Below are 23227 nucleotides of genomic sequence, written 5' to 3' on the forward strand. Positions count from 1 at the left end.
GCGGTCCCGGCAGCCGCCCGCCGACACGGGGCCGCGCCGCCGCGTACAGTGCTGCCTCGACCGACCTGCCCGGCCCGAGAAGGAGGAACGGTGGCCTCAGTGACGAGCGCCGACGTCGCCCGCGCCGCGGGGGTCTCCCGCACGACCGTCAGCTACGTGCTCAACGACACCCCGGGGGCGTCGGTCTCCGAGGCGACCCGCGAGCACGTGCGGGCGACGGCCGCGCGGCTCGGCTACGCGCCGTCGGCGGCCGCGCGGACGCTGCGGCGCGGACGCAGCGACCTGGTGGTCTGCGTGCTGCCCGACTGGCCGACGGGGCCCGTCGTGGACTCCCTGCTGGACCACCTCACGGACGTGCTCGCCGAGCGCGGGCTGTTCGTGCTCGTCCACCACCACCGCGACTCCCGCGCGCTGGCGGAGCTGTGGCGGGCCGTGACGCCGCGCGCCGTCGTCGGGCTGGCGCCGTTCCCCGCCGAGGACGTCCGGGCGATGGAGCAGGCCGGGATCGCCGTCGTGGGATCGGTGGAACCGGCCGACGGCGGCGCGTTCGACCGCTCGCAGCACGACCTGGCCGTGCTCCAGGTCGACCACCTGGTGTCCCGCGGGCACCGGTCCGTCGCGTTCGCCACGACGACCGACGACCGGCTGCGCCGGTTCGGTGACGCCCGGTTCGCGGGGGTCCGGGACGCCTGCGCGGCTCGTCGGCTCCCCGCACCGCGGCAGGCTGCCGTGCCGGCCGACGAACCGGCCACCGGTACGGTCCGCGCCTGGTGTGCCGAAGGCGTCACCGCCGTCGCCGCGTACAACGACGAGGTCGCGCAGGCCGTGCTCGCCGGGGCGCGGGACGCCGGTCTGACGGTCCCCGACGACCTCGCGGTGATCGGCGTCGACGACGCTCCCGCCGCCCGGGTCACGGCTCCGCCGCTGACCACGGTGGCGCAGCCCGTCACCCCGCAGTCGGAGCACCTGGCGGCGAGCGTGCTCGCGGCCCTGGACGGGCAGGCACCGCCACACTGGCCGGACGACCCGGCGCGCGTCGTCGTCCGCGCCTCGACGTGACGTCGGGCCGGGAGGATCCTCAGGCGTAGGCGCCGCGCACGACCTCGAGCGCCGCCTGCAGGTCGTCCGGGTACTCGCTGGTGACCTCCACCCGGCCGCCCGTCAGCGGGTGGTCGAACGCCAGGCGCATGGCGTGCAGCCACTGGCGCTCCAGCCCCACCGTTGAGGCGAGCACCGGGTCCGCGCCGTAGGTGAGGTCCCCGACCAGCGGGTGCCGCAACGCGGAGAAGTGCACCCGGATCTGGTGGGTGCGCCCGGTCTCGAGGTGCACCTCCACCAGCGACGCCGCCGGCAGCATCTCGAGCACCTCGTAGTGCGTCACGGACGGCTTGCCCTCGGCCACGACGGCGAACCGGTAGTCGTGGTGGGGGTGACGGCCGATCGGCGCGTCGATCGTCCCCGTGGTCGGCTCGGGGTGGCCCTGCGCCAAGGCGTGGTAGACCTTGTCCACGGTGCGTTCCTTGAACGCCCGCTTCAGCCCCGTGTAGGCCGCCTCGCTCTTCGCGACCGCCATCAGCCCGGACGTCCCGACGTCCAGACGGTGCACGATCCCCTGCCGCTCGGCGGACCCCGACGTGGAGATCCGGAAGCCCGCCGCGGCCAGGGCGCCGACGACCGTCGGCCCCGTCCAGCCGGGCGACGGGTGGGCTGCGACGCCGACCGGCTTGTCGACGACCACGACGTCGTCGTCCTCGTACGCGATCGCCATGCCCTCGACCGGTTCCGCCACCACCGCCGGCGCGGTGGGCGCCTCCGGGACGTCGACCTCGAGCCAGCTGCCCGGGGCGACCCGGTCCGACTTGCCGACGTCGCGCCCGTCGAGTCGGACGGCCCCCACCGCGGCGAGCTCCGCGGCCTGGGTGCGCGAGAAGCCCAGCATGCGCCCCAGGGCGACGTCGACCCGCTCGCCGGCGAGACCGTCCGGCACGGGCAGGGTCCGCAGCGTCATCAGGAACCGTCCTTCCCGGCGGCGTCCGGCTCGGCAGTGTCCTGAACGGCTGCGTCCTGCTCGGCCGTGTCCTTCTCCGCGGCGGCGTCCTCGTGGCGCGTGCCGTCCAGGGCGATGCCGCGGAACGAGAGCACGACGATCAGACCGGCGGCCACGACGATCGCGATGTCGGCCACGTTGCCGACGAAGAAGTCAGCGTAGGCGATCATGTCCACCACGTGGCCCCGGGCGAACGCCGGGTCACGGAACAACCGGTCGAGGAGGTTGCCGACCGCGCCACCCAGCAGCAGCCCGAGCGCGACCGCCCACGCGACGGACCCGATGCGGCGCACCGCGCGCAGGATCACCACCACGACGGCCACCACGACGATCGTCAGGATCCCCGTGTACCCGGAACCGATCGACAGGGCCGCGCCGTCGTTGAACACGAGGGTCAGGCCCAGCAGGTCACCGACCAGCGGCACGCGCTCGCCCTCGGTCAACGCCGACAACGCCCACCACTTGGCGAGCTGGTCGACCGCGAGCACGAGGGCGGCGAGGGCTAGGGCCCACGCGCCGAGACGGCGGCGCAACCGGGCGGTGCCGGCAGGCGCGGGCGGGGCGTCGTCAGGGACCGCAGAGGCCGGCGGGAGCCGGCAGGCGTGGAGGACATCGCGCCCGATTCTACGGTCAGCGACGTTCCTCGCGCGCCTTCGCCTCCACGGACAGCGTGGCCCGCGGGAACGCCTGCAGCCGGGCCTTGCCGATCGGGTGCCCGGTGATCTCGCACGTGGCGTACGTCCCGTTGCGGATCCGGCCGATCGCATGGGTGGTCTGCGCCAGGAGGTCGCGCAGGTTGTTCACCAGCGTCAGCTCCTGCTCGCGCTCGAGGGCGCTGGAGCCGTAGTCGGCCTGGTCGTCGCCCGCCCCGTCGCCGGAGTTGCGCAGCAGGTCGCTCAGCTCGGCGTCGGCGGCCGCCAGCTCGCGCGTGAACCGCTCACGGTCCTCGAGGAGGAGCAGCGCGAGCTCGGAGACCTCCTGGAGCGTCCAGGGGTCCTCACCGTCGCGGACGGGGAACGTCTTGACGTCCTTCGCGAGGTGCGGGAACTCCTCGCGGACCGTTGTCCGCTGGGAGGTGGAGAGCTTGGTCATTCGCGGCCCTTCCGTTCGTGAGGTCACCGCAGCGTAAGTGCGCGGACCGGCCCGCACAACAGCACGCGCCGACGTGGCGTGTCTGCGGTGGGGCCGGTCCGCGCGTGGACCGCTCCGGGTGGTGCTCAGAGGTCCTGCTGCCGCCCGGCGTTCGCGTTCTGCCGCTGCGGCGGCAGGGCCGAGCCCCGCGCGTCGAGGTCGCCGAGGAGGTTCTGCAGGAAGCTCTTGAGGCGCGTGCGGTAGTCCCGCTCGAACAGGCGCAGCTCGTCGATCTTGCGCTCCAGCAGCGAGCGCTCCTGCTCGAGCTGGGAGAGCGTGCGGTGGCTGGTCTCCTCCGCCTCGCGCACGATCCGGCTGCCCTCGGACTTGGCCTCGGAGATCAGGCGGTCGCCCTCCTCCTGGCCGGAGCGCACGTAGTCGTCGTGCAGCTTCTGGGCGAGCTGGAGCATCCCCGTGGCGGACTCCGGCTCGGCGTGCGGCTTGTCCCCGGCCGGCGGCGCGGCAGCGGCGGCGGCCGCCGCGGCCTGGACCTGCGCCGCGACGTCGGGCTGCTCGGCGGACTGCTGCGCGGCATCGCTGCGGCTCAGCTCACCCACGCGACGCTCGGCCGCAGCCAGCTTGGAGCGCAGGTCATCGTTCTCCTCCTGCACGGACGTGAGCGTGCGGACGACCTCGTCGAGGAAGTCGTCGACCTCTTCGACGTCGTAGCCCTCGCGGAACTTCGTCGCCGAGAACTTCTTGTTGAGGATGTCCTCTGCCGTCAGCAGTGCCATCGTGTCACCTCGTTGCCGTAGCGCGGTCCAGTGCACGGACCCGGAGCGTCCGTGGATGACCACGGTAGCGGACACCCGCAGCGGGGGCCCTCCGGGGACCGCGCACTCACGGTCTCTTCACAGGTCGGACGGGAGTTGGTCCCGCGTGTCGCACAAGCCCCGGGTCAGCCCGCCAGACGGCTCGTGACGTTGAACAGGATCGACGTGGCGAAGAAGAGCACGAGGAAGGCCAGGTCGAGCCGGATGCTGCCCAGGGTCAGGGGCGGGATGAGGCGCCGCAGGGCGCGCAGCGGCGGGTCGGTGACCGTGTACACCGCCTCGGCGATGATCAGCACGACGCCGCGCGGGCGCCAGTCGCGGGCGAAGACCTGCACCCAGTCGAACACCAGGCGCACGATCAGGCACACGAGGAACAGGAACAGGGCGAAGGACACGACGCCGAAGATGAAGCTCACGAGGGCAACCTACCGGACGCAGCACGCGCGACCCGGGGGGCGTTCCCGGGTCGCGCGTGACGAGATCGGTCAGCTCTGGTTGTAGAAGGCGCCCGCACGAGGGTCGGGGCGCTCCGCCACCTGCTCCTCGCCGGCGATCTCCACGTGCTCGGGCGAGAGCAGGAAGACCTTGTTCGTCACCCGCTCGATCGAGCCGTGCAGCCCGAAGATGAGCCCGGCCGAGAAGTCGACGAGGCGCTTGGCGTCGGCGTCGTCCATGTCGGACAGGTTCATGATGACCGGCGTGCCGCCGCGGAAGGCCTCACCGATGAGGCGGGCGTCGTTGTAGGAGCGAGGGTGGATCGTGGTGATCCGTCGCAGGTCCCCGCCGGCGAACGCGTCCACCGGTGCGCCGTCCCGGTGCAAGGGCGTGACCTCCGCCTGGTAGTCGTCGTCACGCACCGGCTCCAGCTCCTCGTCGTACTCGTCGAGGTACTCCCCGTCGGGGCGCTGGTCGTCGGCCAGCCCCAGGTACAGCATCGTCTTGCGAAGCGCTCCGCCCATCGCCCTGCTCCGTTTCGTCGGTAGGTCAGTGACTTGACGGTAACCACGGCGACGCGCTAGGCCGCACACGACACGCCGACGACCGGCCGGAACCGGAGAGCCACCTCACCCGGTCCACGGGCGTCCCGAGCGGCGCGCGGCCCGACGCCCCTGCCGGAGGGCGCGGGTCCTGTCAGGCCAGCACGACCACGCCCGCCTGCCGTCCCGTGACCTCGCCCGCCGCGGTGGCCCGCCGGTGGGAGAAGAGGTCCGGGTCGGTGCGGGTGCACCGTGCGACGTGCGTCGCAGGCACGCCGTGGGCGGCGAGCCGGGCGAGCACGCCCGCCGGCAGGTCCAGCGCGGGGGTGCCGGCCTCCGTGGTGGCCCACGTCTCGGGCACGACGGCGGACACCTCGTCACGCAGTGCGTGCGGCACCTCGTAGCACGCCCCGCACACGGCGGGCCCGACGGCGGCCCGCAGGTCGCCCGCCCGCGCACCGCGGGCGAGCATCGCCTCGACCGCACGGTCGACCACCCCGAGCACGACGCCGCGGCGACCCGCGTGGACGGCAGCGACCACGCGGGCCACCGGGTCGGCGAGGAGCACGGGCACGCAGTCGGCCACCAGGACGCCCAGGCCGAGGCCCGTCTCGGCCGTCACGAGCCCGTCGGCCTCGCCGGCGCTGAGCGGGGCGGCCACGGACTGCCACTCGGCACGTTCCGCCGCGCCGAGCGACAGCACGGTGGATCCGTGCACCTGCGTCGCGAACACGACCGGCGCGCCGACCCAGGCACCCACCTGCTCCCGGTTGCGGCGCACCCGGGCCTCCTCGTCCCCCGTGGACGTCGCGAGGTCCAGCGAGGACCAGGGGGCGGGCGAGACCCCGCCGTGCCGCGTCGTGAACCCGGCCACCACGCCCGGACCCAGGTCCGCGCGCAGCAGGCCGGCTCCGAGGTCCGCGGGCAACAGCGCCTCCTGGGCCCAGGTGGCCGACGACGTCACTTGAGGAAGTCGGGCACGTCGAGGTCGGCCTCGGGCCGGGTCCGCTCGGCGACCCGCGGCACCTCGACGGGTCGCTCCACGGTCACGCCCTCGCCGTCCTCGACGACCGTGAAGGCGGGACGCGCCTGCCCGGAACCGACCGGCTGCAGGCTCGCCGGGACGTCGTCCGGGCCGGCGGGGATCGGCCGCGGCCGGGCGTGCGCGGGCTCGGCCGCGGGCACCGGCGCCGTGGCGGGCGACGCGCCGGCGGGTGAGGCACCGGACGCCCCGGCGGCCGTGCGTGCGCCGTCGGCCGGGGACGCGCTGGCCCCGCTGACCTGGCCAAGCGCCCGCGAGTCCTCGCGCGCCTTCGGCAGCCCGCCGTCGAAGCCGGCCGCAATGACCGTCACGCGGACCTCGTCGCCGAGGGCGTCGTCGATCACGGTGCCGAAGATGATGTTCGCCTCCGGGTGAGCGGCCTCCTGGACCAGGCGCGCCGCCTCGTGCACCTCGAACAGCCCGAGGTCGCTGCCGCCCTGGATCGACAGCAGCACGCCGTGCGCCCCGTCGATCGAGGCCTCGAGCAGCGGGGAGGAGATGGCGAGCTCGGCGGCCTGGACCGCGCGGTCCTCGCCCCGGGCCGACCCGATGCCCATCAGCGCCGAGCCGGCGCCCTGCATCACGGACTTGACGTCGGCGAAGTCGAGGTTGATCAGGCCCGGGGTGGTGATGAGGTCCGTGATGCCCTGGACGCCGGAGTGCAGGACCTGGTCGGCCGAGTGGAAGGCCGCGATCGCGGAGACGCTCTTGTCCGACATGGACAGCAGCCGGTCGTTGGGGATCACGATGAGGGTGTCGACCTCCTCACGGAGCGCCTCGATCCCCTGCTCGGCCTGCACGGACCGGCGCCGCCCCTCGAAGGTGAACGGCCGCGTCACCACACCGACCGTCAGCGCGCCGAGCGACCGGGCGATGCGGGCCACGACGGGAGCACCGCCGGTGCCCGTGCCACCCCCCTCGCCCGCGGTGACGAAGACCATGTCCGCCCCGCGCAGGACGTCCTCGATCTCCTCCTCGTGGTCCTCGGCGGCCTTACGACCCACCTCGGGGTCGGCGCCGGCGCCCAGGCCGCGCGTGAGCTCGCGACCGACGTCCAGCTTGACGTCGGCGTCCGACATCAGCAGCGCCTGCGCGTCGGTGTTGATGGCGATGAACTCGACGCCCTTGAGGCCGACCTCGATCATGCGGTTCACGGCGTTCACGCCGCCACCGCCGATGCCGACCACCTTGATCACTGCCAGGTAGTTCTGCGGAGTTGCCACGTCGTTGCCTCTCGGGTCGTTCCGGGTCCTGACCTCACCGTCGCCCAACCCTCAGGTTATAGTCGAAGGTGAGAGTTATGTCAGGTTGCTGCTGTGACGACGGTAGGTCGCCCGGACCGGCGCCCGCCGGACGTGGCCCGGCGTGTCGCGTGCGCCTGCGGCTCACCTCGTCACCGGCAGCTCGGGCGAGGAGACGTCGATCACGCCGGCGTCCGGGGCCACCTCGCGCAAGGTCCGGACGACCTCGAGCTTGAGCTCGAGGCTCCCCCGACCGCCCCACCGCACGCTCACCCCGTCGCGCAGCACGGTCTCGACGTCGTCCTGCGTCTGTGCGCTGACCTGCTCGACCTCGCCCGCCAGGTCGGGCGGGAGCGCCGAGACGACCGACAGCGCGGCGCGCAGGCTGCCGGCCGACTCCTCGTCCAGGGGCACCGAGACCACGGGCAGCTTCGCGGGAGCCTTCTTGCGCGACCCGACACGGACGCCCTCGGCGTCCAGGAGCACGTAGCGGCCGTCGTCCGGGACCGCCGCCACGGGCACCCGCGCCGTCAGGACGACGTCCAGCCCCTGGGGCCACGACCGCGTCACCGTGACGTCCTTGACACCGCGCATCTGCAGGATCTCGTCGCGCATCGCCGCCGTGTCGACCCGCAGCAACGGGGTGCCCACGGCAGCCTCGGCCACCGCGCGCACCGCGTCCGGGTCCACCGTGCTGCCCTCGCCGCTCACGGAGACCTCCGCGCGCTCCAGGGCCAGCAGGTCCGACCAGCCCACGACCCATCCCGCACCGCCCAGCATCGCGAGGACGAGCACGACGGCGACGACCGCGCGCCAGGACCGATGGCGTCGCATCGCCGAGCGTTCGGCGAGCCGGTCGGCCATCGTCGCCGAGACACGCGCCGGGGAGTCCGCACCGCCGGACGCCCCGCCTCTGCCGGTGGTGCCCTGGCCGCCGGCGCGCGCGGCCGGACGAGAGGACCGTTCGACCGCACGACCGGGAGACGGCGCCGGGCGCCGTGGTGCCGACGACGCGCTGCCCGCCGACGCGGCACTGGACGACGACCCCGCGCTGCTCGCGGAGCCGTTGCTCGCGGAGCCGCTGCTCGCCGACGCCGTGCCGGTCCCGCCCGCGGGACGCGACGGGCGCTGGGGCGTGCGAGGGCGAGGTGGCGGGCGCATCACCCCATGGTCGCGCCGTCGGCCCCGGTGTCCGGGCTCGCCACGCCGTGCCGCCGGGCGAGGTGGTCGAGGATCACCCCACCGAGCTCGGTCACGTCCCCCGCGCCGACGGTGAGGAGCACGTCGCCCGGACGAGCCAGGTCGGCGGCGGCCCGTGCGGCCGCCAGCCGGTCCTCGACCGGGCGCAGGCTCCCGCCCGACGCGGTCCCCCGCGACAGGTCCGTGATGGTCCGGGCGGTGACAGCCGGGTCGTGGTCCTCACGGGCCCGGTACACACCGGTCACGACCACCTCGTCCGCGAGCGCCAGGGCCTGGGCGAACCGGTCCGCGAAGGCCTGGGTGCGCGAGTACAGGTGCGGCTGGAACAGCACGATCATCCGCCCCTCGCCGGCGACCGGCCGTGCCGCGCGCAGCAGCGCCTCGATCTCGGTGGGGTGGTGGTCGTAGCTGTCGAAGACCCGCACCCCGTCGGCGGCGCCCCGCGGCTCGAACCGGCGCCCGGTGCCGACGAACCCTGCCGCCCCGCGCACGGCGTCGACGGCGGTCACGCCCAGCAGGGCGGCGACGACGACCGCGGCGGTGGCGTTGAGTGCGTTGTGCACGCCGGGGACCTGCAGGTCGAGCGACAGAGGGTCGGGGCCGAGCGGACCGCCGTGCACCGTGGCGCGGACCGTCCCGGCCCCGACGACGACGTCCCGCACGGCGACGTCGGCCCCGTCGCTCGTGCCGTAGGTGACCACGCGCCGCCCGCCTGCCCGGTGGGCGGCGGCGAGCCGGGCGGACCCGGGGTCGTCGGCGCACGCCACGAGCCAGCCGTCGGCGGTGATTCCTGCCGCGAAGTCGACGAAAGCCTGCTCGAACGCGGCCTGCGACCCGTAGTGGTCGAGGTGGTCGGCCTCGACGTTGGTCACGACCGCGACCGTCGGCGCGTAGTTGAGGAACGAGCCGTCGGACTCGTCGGCCTCCGCGACGAGCACGTCGGAGGTCCCGGCGTGCCCCCCGGGCACCGCGTGCTCACCGTCGCCGGCACGGACCCGCACCGTCCCCCCGATCGCGAACGACGGGTCCAGACCCCCGGCACGCAGCACCACCGCTACCATCGCCGACGTGGTGGTCTTGCCGTGGGCCCCGGCCACGGCCACCGCGCGGCGGTCGGCCATGAGCGAGGCCAGCGCCTCCGAGCGGTGCAGGACCCGCAGCCCGGCCGTGCGGGCCGCCACCAGCTCGGGGTTCGACTCGCGCACCGCCGACGACACGACGACGGTGTCGACCGACGGGCTCCCGTCGGCGGCGAGGACGTGGGCGGCGTCGTGACCCACCCACACCCGGACGCCGTCGGACCGCAGCGCCGCGAGCGCCGGGCCCTCCGCGGCGTCGGAGCCCTGGACGGGCAGTCCACGAGCGGCGAGCAGCCGCGCGACCACCGACATGCCTGCCCCGCCCACACCCACGAGGTGGACGCGGCCGAGGTCGTCCAGGGGCACCGGACGCCGGTCCCGGTCCGCGCGGGGAGAGCTCATCGTGAGCTGCCGTCGACGGCGCCGGCCACGAGGTCGGCCACCCGGGCGGCGGCGTCGCGCACCCCGACCGACCGGGCGGCGGCGGCCATGGACGCGAGCCGCTCGCCGTCGCCCACCAGACCCGGCACGTAGTCCGCCACCCAGGCGGCGTCGAGCTGGGCGTCCTCCACGAGCAGGCCGCCGCCGGCCCCGACGACCCCGGCCGCGTTGAGCCGCTGCTCGCCGTTGCCGACGGGCAGCGGCACGTAGACGGCCGGCAGACCGAGGGCCGCGAGCTCGCACACGGTCCCCGCACCGGACCGTGCCACCACCAGGTCGCAGGCGGCCAGGCCCTGGTGCATCTCGGACAGGTACTCGCGCACCTGGTACCGCGCCGCCTCGTGCCCGCCGGCGGCCACGGCGCGGTCGACGGCGTCACGCACGGCGCCCGCCTTGCCGCGTCCGGTCAGGTGCAGCACCTGCACCCCGGCGCCGAGCAGCGCCTCGGCTGCTCCCGCCACCGCCTCGTTGACGCGCACGGCACCGGACGAGCCGCCCGTGACGAGCACCGTCGGCAGCGACGCGTCGAGGCCGAGGGCGTCCGCCGCCCGGGTGCGGGCACCCACCGGGTCGGCCTCCCGCTCGTCGACGAGCGCGGCGATCTCCGCACGCAGCGGGAGCCCGACGCAGGTCGCCCCGGGCAGAGCCGTCTGCTCGAACGTCGTGGCGACGGCCGCGGCCCACCGCGCCCCCAGCCGGTTCGCCAGCCCCGGCCGAGCGTTCTGCTCGTGGATGACCACGGGCACGCCGCGCCGCCGCGCCGCCAGGTAGGCCGGCGTGGAGACGTACCCGCCGAAGCCGACGACGACCTGCGCGCCGATCTCGTCGATCGCCGCCTCGGCGGCCCGGACGGCCGAGCCGAGGCGCCCCGGCAGCCGCAGCAGGTCGACGCTCGGGCGGCGCGGCAGCGGCACCCGGGGGATCTCGCGCAGCTCGTACCCGCGGGCCGGGACGAGGTCCGCCTCCAGGCCGGACGCCGTGCCCAGCACGAGGAAGGACGCGTCGGGCTCACGAGCACGCAGCTCGTCCGCGACGGCGAGCAGGGGATTGACGTGGCCGGCGGTCCCACCGCCGGCCAGCACGACGGATCGCACAGAGGAGCTGTTCACCCCACGGACCCTACCGGGCGCGCGACCGTCCACGGCCGAGCACGGTCAACGACCGCCGCACGACGCTGCCACGGGCCGCGAACGCCTCGGCGGCACCCGGCTCGTCCCGGGCGAACGAGATCACCATGCCGAGCGCCACGAGCGTCGCGATGAGGGCCGAGCCGCCCGCCGAGACGAGCGGCAGCGGGACGCCGATGACGGGGAAGACCCCGACGACCACCCCGATGTTGAGGAACGCCTGGCCCACGATCCAGCAGGCGACTGCCGCGGTGGTGATCTTCACGAACGGGTCCGGGTGCCGGCGGACCACCCGGGCCATCGCCACGCCCAGCACGGCGAACAGCGCGAGCACCAGCAGGGTCCCCAGGAGCCCGAGCTCCTCGCCGATGATGGCGTAGATGAAGTCGTTGTGCGCCTCGGGCAGGTAGCGCCACTTCTCGCGGCTCGCGCCCAGCCCGACGCCGAAGAGCCCACCGGTCCCCAGCCCCCACAGCCCGTGCAGCGACTGGTAGCACTCGTCCTGCTTGTCGGCGCACCCGTTGTAGACCGTGAGGATGCGCTCCATGCGGTTCTGGTTGCCGTACACGAAGAAGTACCCGACGACGAAGGCTCCGGCGGCGGCGCCCAGAGCGAGCAGGCGCGACGGAGCACCCGCCACCCAGAGCGCGCCCGCCACCAGTCCGGCGATGACCAGGACGGTGCCGAGGTCGTTGCCCGCCATCACCAGCCCGAGCACCAGGAGCGACCCCGGCACCGCCGGCACGAGCGCGTGACCCCACGACCCGAGCAGGTGCTGCTTGCGCCCCAGCACGAAGCCCAGCCACACCGCCAGGGCCAGCTTGCTGATCTCCGCGGGCTGCAGCGAGAACCCGCCGCCCAGGTAGATCCAGCCCACGTTGCCGCCGGCGCCGCGGGCGAGCGCCGGCACGAGGGTGAGGGACTGCAGCGCGACCGCCGCGACGAGCGCCGGCCAGGCCATCCGCCGGTACCAGCGCACGGGGATCCGGGTCGCCACGACCGCCAGCGGGACACCGATGAGGGCGAACCGCGCCTGCTTCAGGCCCTCGGTCCACGCCGGGTCCCCGGCGGCGATCGACGTGACCGTCGAGCTCGAGAACACCATGACCAGCCCGATGACGAGCAGCAGTCCGGTCGCCCCGACGAGCAGGTAGTAGCTGGTCACCGTGGAGTTCCACTGCCCGAGCCACGGCCGGTCGGTCGTGCGCGACCCCGTGGTGGTGGCCATCGTGCTCCCTACGCCAGGTCCCGCACCGCGGCGGTGAAGGCGTCACCCCGCTCGGCGTAGGACGAGAACTGATCCATGGACGCCCCTGCCGGTGCGAGCAGCACGGTGTCGCCGCGGACGGCGAGCTCCCGCGCGGCGCTGACCGCCCGGTGCATCACCGTCCCAGTGTCGCCGGGATCGATCACCACGAGCGGGACCTCGGGTGCGTGTCGCGTCAGCGCGTCCGTCCACGGCGCCGGGTCGGTCCCGACGACGACGGCGGCCCGCAGCCGGTCGGCCCGGGTCGAGACCAGCTCGTCGAAGGACGCCCCCTTGGCGAGCCCGCCCGCGACCCACACGACGCTGCCCGGCGCGCAGGCCGCCAGCGCGGCGGCCGCCGCGTGCGCGTTCGTGGCCTTGGAGTCGTCGACGTACGCCACGCCGTCGAGCGTGCGGACGACGGCGGCACGGTGCGCGTCGGGGCGAAAGGCCCGCAGCCCGTCCCGGACGGCCCGTGACTCGACACCGTGGGCGCGGGCGAGCGCCGCGGCGGCGAGCGCGTCGGCGACGACGTGCGCCGCGGGGCCGTCCGGCCCGAGGTGCGCGAGGTCCGCCAGCGTGCCGAGCTCCGCGGCCGTGCGCTGCCGGTCGCGGGCGTCGGCGGGAGCGTGGAAGGCGCGGTCGACGAGCACGTCCTCGACCACGCCGAGCTGGCCGGGGCCCGGGGGGCCCAGCGTGAACCCGACGGCGCGGGCACCCTCGGCGACGTCGGCGTCCCGCACGAGCTGCTCGGTGCGCGGGTCGGCCACGTTGTACACGCAGGCCACCCGCGCGCCGTGGAAGACGCGCCCCTTCGCGGCGGCGTAGGCCTCCAGGGACCCGTGCCAGTCGAGGTGGTCCGCGGCCACGTTGAGCACCGCGCCGGCCTCGACGGCCATCGACGTCGTGTGGTGCAGCTGGAAGCTGGAGAGCTCGACGGCGAGCACGTCCAGGTCCGGGTCCCGGGCGGCGGCGAGCACCGGGGTGCCGACGTTGCCCACGGCGGCGGTCCGCAGCCCGGCCGCCGCGAGGATCGACGCGAGCATCTGCACCGTCGTGGTCTTGCCGTTGGTGCCGGTCACGGCCAGCCACGGGGCGCCCGCGCGCAGCCGCCAGGCGAGCTCGACCTCGCTCCAGACCGGCACGCCGGCGGACCGGGCCGCCACGAGCAGCGGGGCCGACGGCGGCCACCCCGGCGAGACGACCAGCAGGTCGGCGGCGGCCACCAGACGCGCGGCGACACCGGCATCGGTGGCGTCCGGCCCGACGACGTCGGCGTCGGCGGCCCGGGAGTCCACCGTCACGACGGAGGCGGCCCGGCCCCGCAGGGCGGAGACCACCGCGCGGCCGGTCACCCCCAGCCCGGCGACCACCACGCGGGCACCGTCCACCGGTCCGTCCGCGCCGCCGGCGCCGCGTGCGAGGACGGTCAACTGACGACCCACTCGGCGTAGAAGATCCCCATGCCGAGCGCGGCGAAGAACCCGGCGATGAGCCAGAAGCGGATGACGATCGTCACCTCGCCCCATCCGGAGAGCTCGAAGTGGTGGTGCAGCGGCGCCATCTTGAACACCCGTCTGCCCGTGAGCTTGAACGACCCGATCTGGATGATGTCGCTCATCACGATGATGACGAACAGGCCACCGATGATCGCCGCCAGGATCTCCGTGCGGGTGAGGATCGACAGCCCGGCCAGGGCGCCGCCCAGGGCCAGCGAGCCGGTGTCACCCATGAAGATCTTCGCCGGGCTCGCGTTCCACCACAGGAAGCCCACGCAGGCCCCCATGATCGCGGCGGCGACGATCGCCAGGTCCTGGGGGTCACGCACCTCGTAGCAGCCCGGCCCGGCCGCGGCGGCCCGCTGGCACGACTGGTTGAGCTGCCAGATCCCGACCAGGACGTAGGCGCCGAACACGATCAACGAGGACCCGGTGGCGAGCCCGTCGAGGCCGTCGGTGAGGTTCACGGCGTTCGACCACGCCGTGATGAGGAAGTTCGCCCACACGACGAACAGGATCAGGCCGACCGTCGCGCCCGCGAACGCGAGGTCGAGGTTCGTGTCGCGCAGGAACGAGATCCGGGTGGAGGCCGGCGTCCGCGAGTTCGCGTTGGGGAACTGCAGGGCCAGCACCGCGAACGAGATCCCGACGAACCCCTGGCCGACGATCTTGGCGCGCGCCGTCAGACCGAGCGACCGCTGCTTGCGGATCTTCGTGAAGTCGTCGAGGAACCCGACCAGGCCGAGCCCCGTCATGAGGTACAGCGCCAGCAGCGCCGAGGCGCTCGGGGGCCGGCCCGCGAGGACCATGGACGCGGCCACCCCGAGCAGGGTCGCCCCGATGATGACCACACCGCCCATGGTGGGCGTGCCGCGCTTGGTGAAGTGCGCCGTCGGACCGTCCTGACGGACGAACTGGCCGTAGTTGCGGCGCACCAGGAACTTGATGAACAGGGGCGTACCGAGCAGCGCGACGAGGAGCGACACGCCCGCGGCGACGAGGACGGCGATCACGCGCGGACCTCCACGAGCTGGTCGGCCAGCCGCCACAACCCGGACCCCTGGGACGCCTTGACGAGCACCACGTCGCCGTCGGTCAGCTCCGCGTCGAGCACCTCGAGCGCGGCCTCGAGATCGGGCACGAAGACCGACTCCTCTCCCCAGGAGCCCTCCTGCTGGGCTCCCTCGTGGACGTGGTACGCCCCCTCGCCGACGACGACGAGACGCTTGACGTTGAGCCGGACCGCGAGCCGGCCGATCGCGTCGTGCTCGACACGTGCGGCGTCACCGAGCTCGAGCATCTCCCCCACGACGGCGACCGACCGGCGGGTGCGCCCCGCCATCACCGCCAGGGTACGCAACGCCGCGCGCATCGAGTCCGGGTTGGCGTTGTAGGAGTCGTCAACGACCGTCACCCCGTCGGGACGCTCGGTCACCGCCATGCGGTGCGGGCTCAGCGGGGTCGCCGTCGAGAGCCGGGCGGCCACGTCCTCGACCGTCACCCCGAGCCGTCGCGCTGCCGCCGCGGCGGCCAGCGCGTTCGTCACGTGGTGCGCGCCCACGAGGCGCAGGGAGACCGGCGCCTCCCCGTCGGCGGTCACCAGCGTGAACCGCGCCCGTCCGGCGTCGACCGTGACGTCCCGCGCGCGGACGTCCGCCGCCGGGATCGTGCCGAAGGTGACGACCGTGGTGGACGGGTCGGCGCGCCCGGCCATCGCGGACACGCGGGAGTCGTCGACGTTCAGCACCACCGTGCCGCCGGGCCGCACCCCCTCGACCATCTCGCCCTTGGTCCGGGCGATCGCCTCCACGTCGCCGAACCGGCCGAGGTGCGCCGTCCCGACGGCCAGCACGACACCGACGTCCGGCGGGGCGATGCGCGTCAGGTCGGCGATGTTGCCGGGCGCGTCGGCACCCATCTCCAGGACCAGGACGCGCGTCGCGGGGGTGGCCCGCAGCACCGTCAGTGGCAGGCCGATCTCGTTGTTGAACGACCCGGCCGGCACGACGATCGCGTCGGCGCCGGTGTCCGGGGCGAGGAGCTGGCCGAGCAGGTCCTTCGTGGTCGTCTTGCCGACCGAGCCGGTCACGGCCACGACCCGCACGTCGCCGTCGGCGCGCAACCGGGCGAGCACCGTGCGAGCGAGCTCGCCGAGGGCGACCTCGACGTCCGCGACGACCACGCAGGGCACGCCGTCGAGCGCACGGGTGGTCAGGACCAGCGCAGCCCCCGCCTCCACCGCGGCCGCGGCGAAGTCGTGGCCGTCGGCCCGCTCCCCGGCCACGGCGACGAACAGCGCACCCGGCGCGACCTGTCGCGAGTCGACGACCACCGGCCCGGTCACGGGCACGGCGCCGTCCGCGTGCAGCGTCCCGGCGGTCGCGGCGGCGACCTCGGCGGCGGTGAGCTCGATCATGCGGAAGGGGTCCTCTCTGCGCGGGCACGCAGGGCGTTGCGTGCCTCGACACGGTCGTCCAGGGCGACGTCGACGCCCCGGACCTCCTGGATGGTCTCGTGGCCCCGGCCCGCGACGAGCACGGTGTCGGCCGGGCCGGCCTCGAGCACGGCGCGGCGGATCGCCGCGTCCCGCGGCGCGGTCTCCACGACGGTGACCTCGCGTCCCGCCGCCCGGGCCGCCTCCTGCGCGGCCGTCGCGCCGGCGAGCACCTCGCGGCGGACCTTCGCGGCGTCCTCGTCGTGCGGGTCGTCGTCGGTCAGCACGACGACGTCGGCACCCGCGACCGCGGCGGCGCCCATCGCGGGCCGCTTGCCGGGGTCGCGGTCCCCGGTGGCTCCGAACACGACGACGAGCCGTCCGGCCGTGGTGGGCCGCAGCGCCGCCAGCGCGAGCTCCAGGGCATCGGTGTTGTGCGCGAAGTCGACGACCACCCGCGGGTGCCCGTCGCCGCCGGCGCCGACCACTTCCATCCGTCCCGGGACCCGGGCCGACAGCCCGTCGGCCGCGGTGAGCGCCGCCGACACGTCGGCGAGCGGGACGCCGGAGGCCAGCACCATCACCACTGCGAGGGCGGCGTTGGCCACGTTGAAGGCACCCGGCAGCGAGGTCGAGGTCCGCAGCGTGCGACCGTCCCCGTGCGTGAGCGTGAAGGCCGAACCCGTGCCGTGCGCCGTGACGTCCGACACGCTCCAGTCGGCGACCGGGGCCTCCCCCTCGGCCGCGACCGTGCGCACCGTCTCGACGGGCACGCCGGCCGTCGCCGCCATCCGTTCGCCCCAGGCGTCGTCCACGACCACGACGCCCCGACGGGAGCGCGCGGGCGTGAAGAGCTCCGCCTTGGCCGCGAAGTAGGTCGGCAGGTCGCCGTGGAAGTCCAGGTGGTCCTGGCTGAGGTTGGTGAAGCCCGCCACGTCGTAGACGATCCCGTCGACGCGGTGCATCGCGACCGCGTGGGACGAGACCTCCATGGCCAGTGCGTCCACGCCGACCTCCCGCATGGTCGCCAGGAGCGCCTGCAGGTCTGCGGCCTCGGGGGTCGTCAGCCGGCTGGGCAGCACCCGGTCGCCCGCGCGGGTCTCGACGGTGCCGACGAGCCCCGCCCGGTGGCCCAGCGCCCGCAGCAGGTGGTCCACCTGATAGGTGGTGGTGGTCTTGCCGTTGGTGCCGGTGACCCCGAACGTGGCCAGGTGCTCGGCCGGCTCGCCGTGCACCCACGCCGCCACGGGCCCGAGCACCGCGCGAGGGTCTTCGGTGACCAGGACGGGCACGGTGAGGCCACCGAGCGCCGCGGCACCGTCGCGGTCCGTGAGCACGGCGGTGGCGCCGCGCCGGACGGCGTCCTCCGCGAACCCGGCACCGTGGCTGCGGGCACCGGGCAGGGCGACGAACAGGTCGCCCGGCGCCACCGCCCGGTTGTCGCTGGCGACCGCGGAGACCGTCGTCTCGGGCGGGACGCCGTCGGCCGCCTCCGTGCCCGTCGTGGTCGGGTCGGACGCCGTGGCCAGCGCGAACGCAGCAGCCAGGTCGGCGAGCCGACGCGGGACAGGATCCGTGGGACGGATGCGGTCGGTCGGGGATGTCACGAGGTAGAACTTACCTGCTGCGAGCAGGTCACCAGGTCAGCGGGAACTGGTCGACGGGCTCGGTCGAGGGCGGCACACCCTCCTTGCGCAGCGTGAAGCCCATGAGCTCGCGGAACACCGGGGCTGCGACCACACCGCCGTAGATCGACGACCGCGGGCTCTTGAGGAACACCGAGACCGTGAAGCGCGGGTCGTCCGCCGGGGCCACGCCGATGTACGAGGCCATGTAGGTCGTCCCCCCGTTCTCGAACATCTGCGCCGTCCCCGTCTTGCCGGCGACGCGGTAGCCCGGCACCTGGGCGGCCGACCCCGTCCCCTCCTCGCTGGTCGCGGCCTCCATCATCGTCAGCACGTCGGCCGCCGTCTCCTCGGAGACCACCCGGGTGCCCTCGCCCGGGTCGGCGTCGGTCAGCACGCCGTCGTCCGTCTGGGTGCCGTCCAGGAGGGTCGCGGGCATCTGCACGCCTCCGTTGGCGATCGTGGAGAACACCTGCGTGGCCTGCATGGCGCTGACGGCCACGCCCTGACCGAACAGGATCGTGTAGGGGGTGCGGTTCTCGATGTCGTCGATGTTCTCGTCCGGCAGCAGGCCCGCGCTCTCGCCGGCCATCCCCAGCGCCGTCCGCTCACCGAACCCGAACTTGCGCAGGTAGTCGTATCGCACGGCGAAAGGGATCTCCTGCCCCATCATCACCGTGCCGGTGTTCGACGACTGCGCGAGGATCCCGGCGAGCGTCCACCGCTCGACCGGGTGCGAGTGGGAGTCGCGGAACGTCTCGCCGTCCACGGTGTAGGTGTCGGGCACCTTGAACTGGTCGGTGGGCTCCCAGTACCCGCCCTCGAGCGCCGCCGCGATCGAGATCACCTTGCCCGTCGACCCGGGCTCGAAGACCACGCTCACCGCGCGCGAGCCGTCAGCGACGGCGGCCGTCGACCGGTCGTTCGGGTCGACGCCGCCGGAGTCGGCCATCGTGAGGACCTCTCCCGTGCGCAGGTCGTGGACGATGGCCATGCCGTACGCCGCACCGGTGTCACGCACCGCCTCGTCGAGGAGCTCCTCCGCCTTCCACTGCACGTCCGCGTCGATCGTCAGCCGGACGTCCTGGCCGGGCACCGCAGGGACCGACTCGATGTCGGAGCCCGGGATCGGCACGCCGTCCCTCCCACGCTCGAAGGTGCGGCTGCCGTCGGTGCCGGCGAGCACGTCGTCGAACGCGGCCTCCACACCGCCCTGACCGTCCATCTCGGAGTTCACGTAGCCCAGGATCGGTCCGGCGACCGCCCCGGAAGGGTAGGTCCGCTTCGAGCTCAGCTCGGTCCGGATGTACACCCGCAGGTCCAGCTCGACGACGGCCCGCTGCACCTCCGGCACCACACCCTCCTTCAGCTTGACGTACCGGTCCTCGCCGTTGAGCTTGGCCGCGAGCGTCTCCTTCGCCTCGCCCAGCACCGGACCCAGCAGCTGGGCGATGCCCAGGGCGCCGTCCTGCACCGGCTCGCCCTCGGCGTCGTGCCGGGAGTTGCCGCGGAAGTTCTGGATCGACTCCTGGTCCGCGATGATCGTGTATCGGTCGACCGACGTGGCCAGCACGGTGCCGTCGCGGTCCAGGACGTCGCCCCGGTGGGCGGGCGTGACCTGGGTGACGAGCCGGTCCTGCTGGGCCTCGGAGGCCAGCGTCGCCCCCTGGACCACCTGCACCTGGACCAGCCGACCGACGAACACCGTCAGCACGAGAGCAGCGAGCACGATGAGCCACCGCTGGCGGCGTGCCGGGTCACCCGGACCGCGGCGCGGCGCGGGTCGCGGGCCCGGACGCCGGCCACGCCCGGAGCCCCGGCCCGTGGCTCCCGCACCCCGCGTCGTCCGGCCCCGGCCGGTGGCTCGCCTCGTCACTCCTCGATCTTGCGTCCGCACGGCCCCGGACCCGCGGGGCCGCGCCGGGCGTGTCGCACTCACGGCTTCTCCGCGGTCCCCGCGACGACCTCGCCCTCGGTCACCGAGAGCATGGTCATGTCCTCGGCCGGGACCATGCCGAGCCGGTTCGCCTCCTCGGCGAGGGACGACTCGGCCGACCGCAGCTCCGCCTGGACCTCCTGGACGTCCTGGGCGACCAGGCCGACCTCACGCTGCAGGCGCGACATCTCGTACGAGCCACGTGCCATCGTCGTGTTGAGCAGCAGGGCGGCGAGCAGCGCACCGACGAGCACCAGCGCGCAGAGCACCATGAACGGCACGCCGGACGTCGCCTGCAACGGGGCCCGGACGGCGTCGAGACGACGCCCCGCGCCGCCCTCGACGGCGGTCAGCGGCGCACGCCGAGGTGTCGGGTCCCCGCGGCGCTCGGGGATGGTCGCGGGTGCTCGCAGGGCGCTCATCGCGACTCCTTCCGTGGGGTGCTGCCGAGCAGGTGGTCAGGGGTGGGGCGGAGGCGCCGGGCGGCCCGCAGGCGGACCGACGCGGAGCGCGGGTTGCGCTCCAGCTCGGCGTCGTCGGCCTCCTCGGCGCCGCGGGTCAGCGCCTCGAGGTACGGCCGGTGAGTCTCGGGCTCGACGGGCAGACCGGTCGGGGCGCTGGACGTGGTGCCGCGAGCGATCGCCCGCTTGACGATCCGGTCCTCGAGCGAGTGGTAGGACTCCACGACGATCCGGCCGCCGACCGCGAGCGCCTCGATCGCCGCGGGGACCGCACGCTCGAGCACCTCCAGCTCCCCGTTGACCTCGATGCGCAGCGCCTGGAAGGTCCGCTTGGAGGGGTTGCCGCCGGTACGGCGCGCGGCGGCCGGGATCGCTGCGCGCACGGTCTCGGCGAGCTCGGCCGTGCGTTCCCACGGCCGCTCCTCGCGCCGTCGGACCAGCGCACGGGCGACGCGGGGCGCGAAACGCTCCTCGCCGTACACCCGCAGGATCCGCGCGAGGTCGCGCTCGTCGTACGTGTTGAGCACGTCCGCGGCCGTCATCCCCCGCGACTGGTCCATCCGCATGTCCAGGGGCGCGTCCTGGGCGTACGCGAACCCGCGGTCCGCCTCGTCGAGCTGCAGCGACGACACCCCCAGGTCCATGAGCACGGCCTGCACGAGCCCGTCGGCGGTGCCCGCGTGCTCGGCCGCGACGTCGACGACCTCGTCGTACACGGCGTGGACCGGTCTGAAGCGGTCCCCGAACCGTGCGAGGCGGGCGGACGCCAGGTCGAGAGCCTGCAGGTCGCGGTCCACCCCCAGCACGCGAGCGGTGGGGACCTGCTCGAGGACGGCCTCCGTGTGCCCGCCCATCCCGAGGGTGCAGTCCACGAGCACGCTGCCCGGCTCGGCGAGCGCCGGGGCGAGCAGGTCGACGCAGCGCTGCAGCAGCACCGGGACGTGCCGGTCCCGCGCCGGCCGTGCGGCGTCGTCGTGCGTGCTCATGCTGCCTCCCCTCGTCCCTGCTGCGGGTCGGGCCCGCCCGGTCAGGTCTCCCTCCGCGTCGTTCTGCCGCCGGGGAAGTGGCGCCAGACCCTCGCGGGAGGAGGCCTCGCCGTGCGGGCCGCCGTCTCGTCGATCTGTTGTCGTGCTGTCGTCGTCGTGCTGTCCGCGCTGTCAGAACTGCAGGTCGGGGAAGATCTCCTCGGCCACGTCGGAGTACGACGACTCCTGCTCGGCCAGGTAGGTCTCCCACGCCCGGGCGTCCCAGACCTCCACCCGGGTGCCGGCGCCGATCACGGCGACGTCCCGGTCGAGACCTGCGTACTCGCGCAGCGCCGCGGGGATGACCACGCGGCCCTGCTTATCCGGCACCTCGTCGCTCGCCCCCGACAGGAACACGCGCAGGTAGTCGCGCGCCTGCCGGCTGGTGACCGGCGCCTGCCGGACCTGCTCGTACATGCGGGAGAACTCGTCCATCGGCAGCAGGAACAGGCAGCGTTCCTGTCCACGCGTCATGACGAGCCCTGCGGCGAGCCGGGCACGGAACTTCGCCGGAAGGATGAGCCGGCCCTTCTCGTCGAGCCGAGGGGTGTACGTGCCGAGGAGCAGCCCCGTGCCCGGGAACTGGTCCCCCAGTGCTCCTGCCACGGTCCGCACCTCCCCTCGGGCTCCCGCTCCCTCCACGCTACTCCACTTTGCTCCACCAGGCGCGCCGCACGATGGGTAGAGCTGCCCATCCGGCGCGCTCCGTCGTCATCGCCGCAGGTCAGCCACTGCGCGCCGTGGTGGAGGGCGGTGGAGGGCTCTGCGCGTCGCCACGTGACCGAGGTCACGCGCAGGTCACGGAGCGACTAGGCTGCTCACAGCACCTGACGCACGATCCGGAGGGCCACCTGTGCACACCGACCACCCCGCCAGCGCCGTCAGCGCGGGCCAGCCCCCGGCCGCACCGGTCGATCCCGGCCCCGACGCGCTCCGCGCCGGCCTGGGTGAGCTCGTCGCCGCGACCGGCCGGGTGCGCCAGGCGGTCGAGTCCGTGGTCACCGGCCGGCCCGACCTCGCCCGCGTCACCGTCGCCGTGCTCCTCGCCGGTGGCCACCTGCTCGTCGAGGACGTCCCCGGCGTGGGCAAGACCACCCTCGCCAAGGCCCTCGCCCGGACCATCGACTGCCGCGTCGGACGGGTCCAGTTCACCCCCGACCTGCTGCCGAGCGACCTGACCGGCGTGAACATCTACCGCTCCACCACCGGGGAGTTCGAGTTCCGCCCCGGACCGGTGTTCAACAACGTCGTGATCGGCGACGAGATCAACCGCGCCTCGCCCAAGACCCAGTCCGCGCTGCTCGAGTGCATGGAGGAGGGGCAGACGACGGTCGACGGCACCACCTACCCGCTGCCGCGACCGTTCCTCGTCGTCGCGACGCAGAACCCGGTCGAGATGGAGGGGACCTACCCGCTCCCGGAGGCCCAGCGCGACCGGTTCATGGCCCGCCTCGCGGTCGGCTACCCGGACAACGCCGCCGAGATGCGCATGCTGGACTCGCAGCAGGCTGCCGACCCGTTCGCGCACCTCGAACCCGTCACGTCCGCGGAGGCGATGACCCGGTACGCCGCCTGGATCCGCGCCGTGCACGCGTCACCTGCCGTCAAGCAGTACATCGTCGACCTCGCGGTCGGGACCCGCGACGACGCGGGTCTGCGGCTGGGCGCCTCCCCCCGTGCCTCCCTCCAGCTCCTCCGGGTCGCCAAGGCCCACGCGGCGATGGCCGGGCGCCTGCACGTCCTGCCCGACGACGTCCAGGCGCTCGCCGTCCCCGTGCTGGCGCACCGGCTCATCCTCTCGACGGAGTCGCGGCTCGCCGGGGTGAGCGCCACGGACGTCGTCCGGGACGTCGTGGAGCGGACGGTCGTGCCGGCAGAGGTCGCCGTGCCCGCCCCGACGCGGCGTCCGGCCTTCGGCGGGCCCTCCGGCCCGAGCCGCTGAG

Annotated in this window: 22 protein-coding genes; 2 read left to right on the top strand and 20 right to left on the bottom strand. The window is 74.4% G+C overall.

The window, feature by feature from the left end; all coding sequences use genetic code 11:
- Nucleotides 1-90: 90 nt before the first annotated feature.
- On the top strand, nucleotides 91-1059 hold the full coding sequence (locus AC3RJ8_RS10340; RefSeq protein ID WP_489712551.1) for a LacI family DNA-binding transcriptional regulator: 969 nt from the start codon (nucleotides 91-93) through the stop codon (nucleotides 1057-1059).
- Nucleotides 1060-1078: 19 nt separating this feature from the next.
- Here the strand turns inward: AC3RJ8_RS10340 and AC3RJ8_RS10345 are convergent, their stop codons facing one another.
- From AC3RJ8_RS10345 to mraZ, 20 genes are all read right to left on the bottom strand, one after another.
- Nucleotides 1079-2008 (bottom strand): RluA family pseudouridine synthase, encoded by a 930-nt coding sequence (locus AC3RJ8_RS10345; protein ID WP_489712552.1) that lies wholly within the window; start codon nucleotides 2006-2008, stop codon nucleotides 1079-1081.
- Nucleotides 2008-2580: a signal peptidase II gene (lspA, locus tag AC3RJ8_RS10350; protein WP_489712553.1), complete on the bottom strand. Its 573-nt coding sequence runs from the start codon at nucleotides 2578-2580 to the stop codon at nucleotides 2008-2010. The genes AC3RJ8_RS10345 and lspA overlap by 1 nt, the downstream gene beginning before the upstream one ends.
- A gap of 97 nt (nucleotides 2581-2677) precedes the next feature.
- The gene (locus AC3RJ8_RS10355; RefSeq protein WP_407318188.1) at nucleotides 2678-3139 is read right to left on the bottom strand and encodes a TraR/DksA family transcriptional regulator; all 462 of its coding nucleotides are present in this window, start codon (nucleotides 3137-3139) and stop codon (nucleotides 2678-2680) included.
- 125 nt (nucleotides 3140-3264) lie between these two features.
- Nucleotides 3265-3912: a DivIVA domain-containing protein gene (locus AC3RJ8_RS10360; RefSeq protein WP_489712554.1), complete on the bottom strand. Its 648-nt coding sequence runs from the start codon at nucleotides 3910-3912 to the stop codon at nucleotides 3265-3267.
- 164 nt (nucleotides 3913-4076) lie between these two features.
- A complete protein-coding gene (locus AC3RJ8_RS10365) occupies nucleotides 4077-4367 on the bottom strand; it encodes a YggT family protein (RefSeq protein ID WP_489712555.1) in 291 nt (96 codons plus the stop codon).
- Nucleotides 4368-4436: 69 nt separating this feature from the next.
- The gene (locus AC3RJ8_RS10370) at nucleotides 4437-4910 is read right to left on the bottom strand and encodes a cell division protein SepF (protein ID WP_407318192.1); all 474 of its coding nucleotides are present in this window, start codon (nucleotides 4908-4910) and stop codon (nucleotides 4437-4439) included.
- Between the two features lie 172 nt (nucleotides 4911-5082).
- Entirely contained in the window at nucleotides 5083-5892 is an 810-nt protein-coding gene (gene pgeF, locus AC3RJ8_RS10375; protein ID WP_489712556.1) for a peptidoglycan editing factor PgeF, read from the bottom strand.
- Nucleotides 5889-7193: a cell division protein FtsZ gene (gene ftsZ / locus AC3RJ8_RS10380; protein ID WP_489712557.1), complete on the bottom strand. Its 1305-nt coding sequence runs from the start codon at nucleotides 7191-7193 to the stop codon at nucleotides 5889-5891. The genes pgeF and ftsZ overlap by 4 nt, the downstream gene beginning before the upstream one ends.
- A gap of 162 nt (nucleotides 7194-7355) precedes the next feature.
- The gene (locus tag AC3RJ8_RS10385) at nucleotides 7356-8045 is read right to left on the bottom strand and encodes a cell division protein FtsQ/DivIB (RefSeq protein WP_489712558.1); all 690 of its coding nucleotides are present in this window, start codon (nucleotides 8043-8045) and stop codon (nucleotides 7356-7358) included.
- A gap of 326 nt (nucleotides 8046-8371) precedes the next feature.
- The gene (gene murC / locus AC3RJ8_RS10390) at nucleotides 8372-9892 is read right to left on the bottom strand and encodes a UDP-N-acetylmuramate--L-alanine ligase (protein WP_489712559.1); all 1521 of its coding nucleotides are present in this window, start codon (nucleotides 9890-9892) and stop codon (nucleotides 8372-8374) included.
- Nucleotides 9889-11040, bottom strand: a complete 1152-nt coding sequence (gene murG / locus AC3RJ8_RS10395; RefSeq protein ID WP_489712560.1) for an undecaprenyldiphospho-muramoylpentapeptide beta-N-acetylglucosaminyltransferase — start codon at nucleotides 11038-11040, stop codon at nucleotides 9889-9891. The genes murC and murG overlap by 4 nt, the downstream gene beginning before the upstream one ends.
- A 10-nt stretch (nucleotides 11041-11050) precedes the next feature.
- Entirely contained in the window at nucleotides 11051-12286 is a 1236-nt protein-coding gene (locus tag AC3RJ8_RS10400) for a peptidoglycan glycosyltransferase FtsW (protein WP_489712561.1), read from the bottom strand.
- 8 nt (nucleotides 12287-12294) lie between these two features.
- Complete coding sequence (murD, locus tag AC3RJ8_RS10405) at nucleotides 12295-13737, bottom strand: UDP-N-acetylmuramoyl-L-alanine--D-glutamate ligase (protein WP_489712562.1); 1443 nt, start codon at nucleotides 13735-13737, stop codon at nucleotides 12295-12297.
- Nucleotides 13734-14816 (bottom strand): phospho-N-acetylmuramoyl-pentapeptide-transferase, encoded by a 1083-nt coding sequence (mraY, locus tag AC3RJ8_RS10410; protein ID WP_489712563.1) that lies wholly within the window; start codon nucleotides 14814-14816, stop codon nucleotides 13734-13736. The genes murD and mraY overlap by 4 nt, the downstream gene beginning before the upstream one ends.
- On the bottom strand, nucleotides 14813-16219 hold the full coding sequence (locus tag AC3RJ8_RS10415; protein WP_489712564.1) for a UDP-N-acetylmuramoyl-tripeptide--D-alanyl-D-alanine ligase: 1407 nt from the start codon (nucleotides 16217-16219) through the stop codon (nucleotides 14813-14815). The genes mraY and AC3RJ8_RS10415 overlap by 4 nt, the downstream gene beginning before the upstream one ends.
- Nucleotides 16216-17844, bottom strand: a complete 1629-nt coding sequence (locus AC3RJ8_RS10420) for a UDP-N-acetylmuramoyl-L-alanyl-D-glutamate--2,6-diaminopimelate ligase (protein ID WP_489712565.1) — start codon at nucleotides 17842-17844, stop codon at nucleotides 16216-16218. Before AC3RJ8_RS10420 ends, AC3RJ8_RS10415 begins: the two co-directional genes overlap by 4 nt.
- 28 nt (nucleotides 17845-17872) lie before the next feature.
- Nucleotides 17873-19591, bottom strand: coding sequence for a peptidoglycan D,D-transpeptidase FtsI family protein (locus tag AC3RJ8_RS10425; RefSeq protein WP_489712566.1), 1719 nt, complete (start codon nucleotides 19589-19591; stop codon nucleotides 17873-17875).
- Between the two features lie 206 nt (nucleotides 19592-19797).
- The gene (gene ftsL, locus AC3RJ8_RS10430; protein WP_489712567.1) at nucleotides 19798-20220 is read right to left on the bottom strand and encodes a cell division protein FtsL; all 423 of its coding nucleotides are present in this window, start codon (nucleotides 20218-20220) and stop codon (nucleotides 19798-19800) included.
- Nucleotides 20217-21245 carry a 16S rRNA (cytosine(1402)-N(4))-methyltransferase RsmH gene (rsmH, locus tag AC3RJ8_RS10435; RefSeq protein WP_489712568.1) on the bottom strand — a complete coding sequence of 343 codons (1029 nt, stop codon included), beginning with the start codon at nucleotides 21243-21245 and terminating at the stop codon, nucleotides 20217-20219. Before rsmH ends, ftsL begins: the two co-directional genes overlap by 4 nt.
- A gap of 171 nt (nucleotides 21246-21416) precedes the next feature.
- Nucleotides 21417-21851 carry a division/cell wall cluster transcriptional repressor MraZ gene (gene mraZ / locus AC3RJ8_RS10440; RefSeq protein WP_106268287.1) on the bottom strand — a complete coding sequence of 145 codons (435 nt, stop codon included), beginning with the start codon at nucleotides 21849-21851 and terminating at the stop codon, nucleotides 21417-21419.
- A gap of 286 nt (nucleotides 21852-22137) precedes the next feature.
- Here mraZ and AC3RJ8_RS10445 point away from each other — a divergent pair, with 286 nt between their 5' ends.
- A complete protein-coding gene (locus AC3RJ8_RS10445; protein WP_489712569.1) occupies nucleotides 22138-23226 on the top strand; it encodes an AAA family ATPase in 1089 nt (362 codons plus the stop codon).
- Nucleotide 23227: the final 1 nt, after the last annotated feature.

This window comes from Isoptericola sp. MSGPD8_1_ISO-PGPR-S23-394, assembly GCF_058072785.1.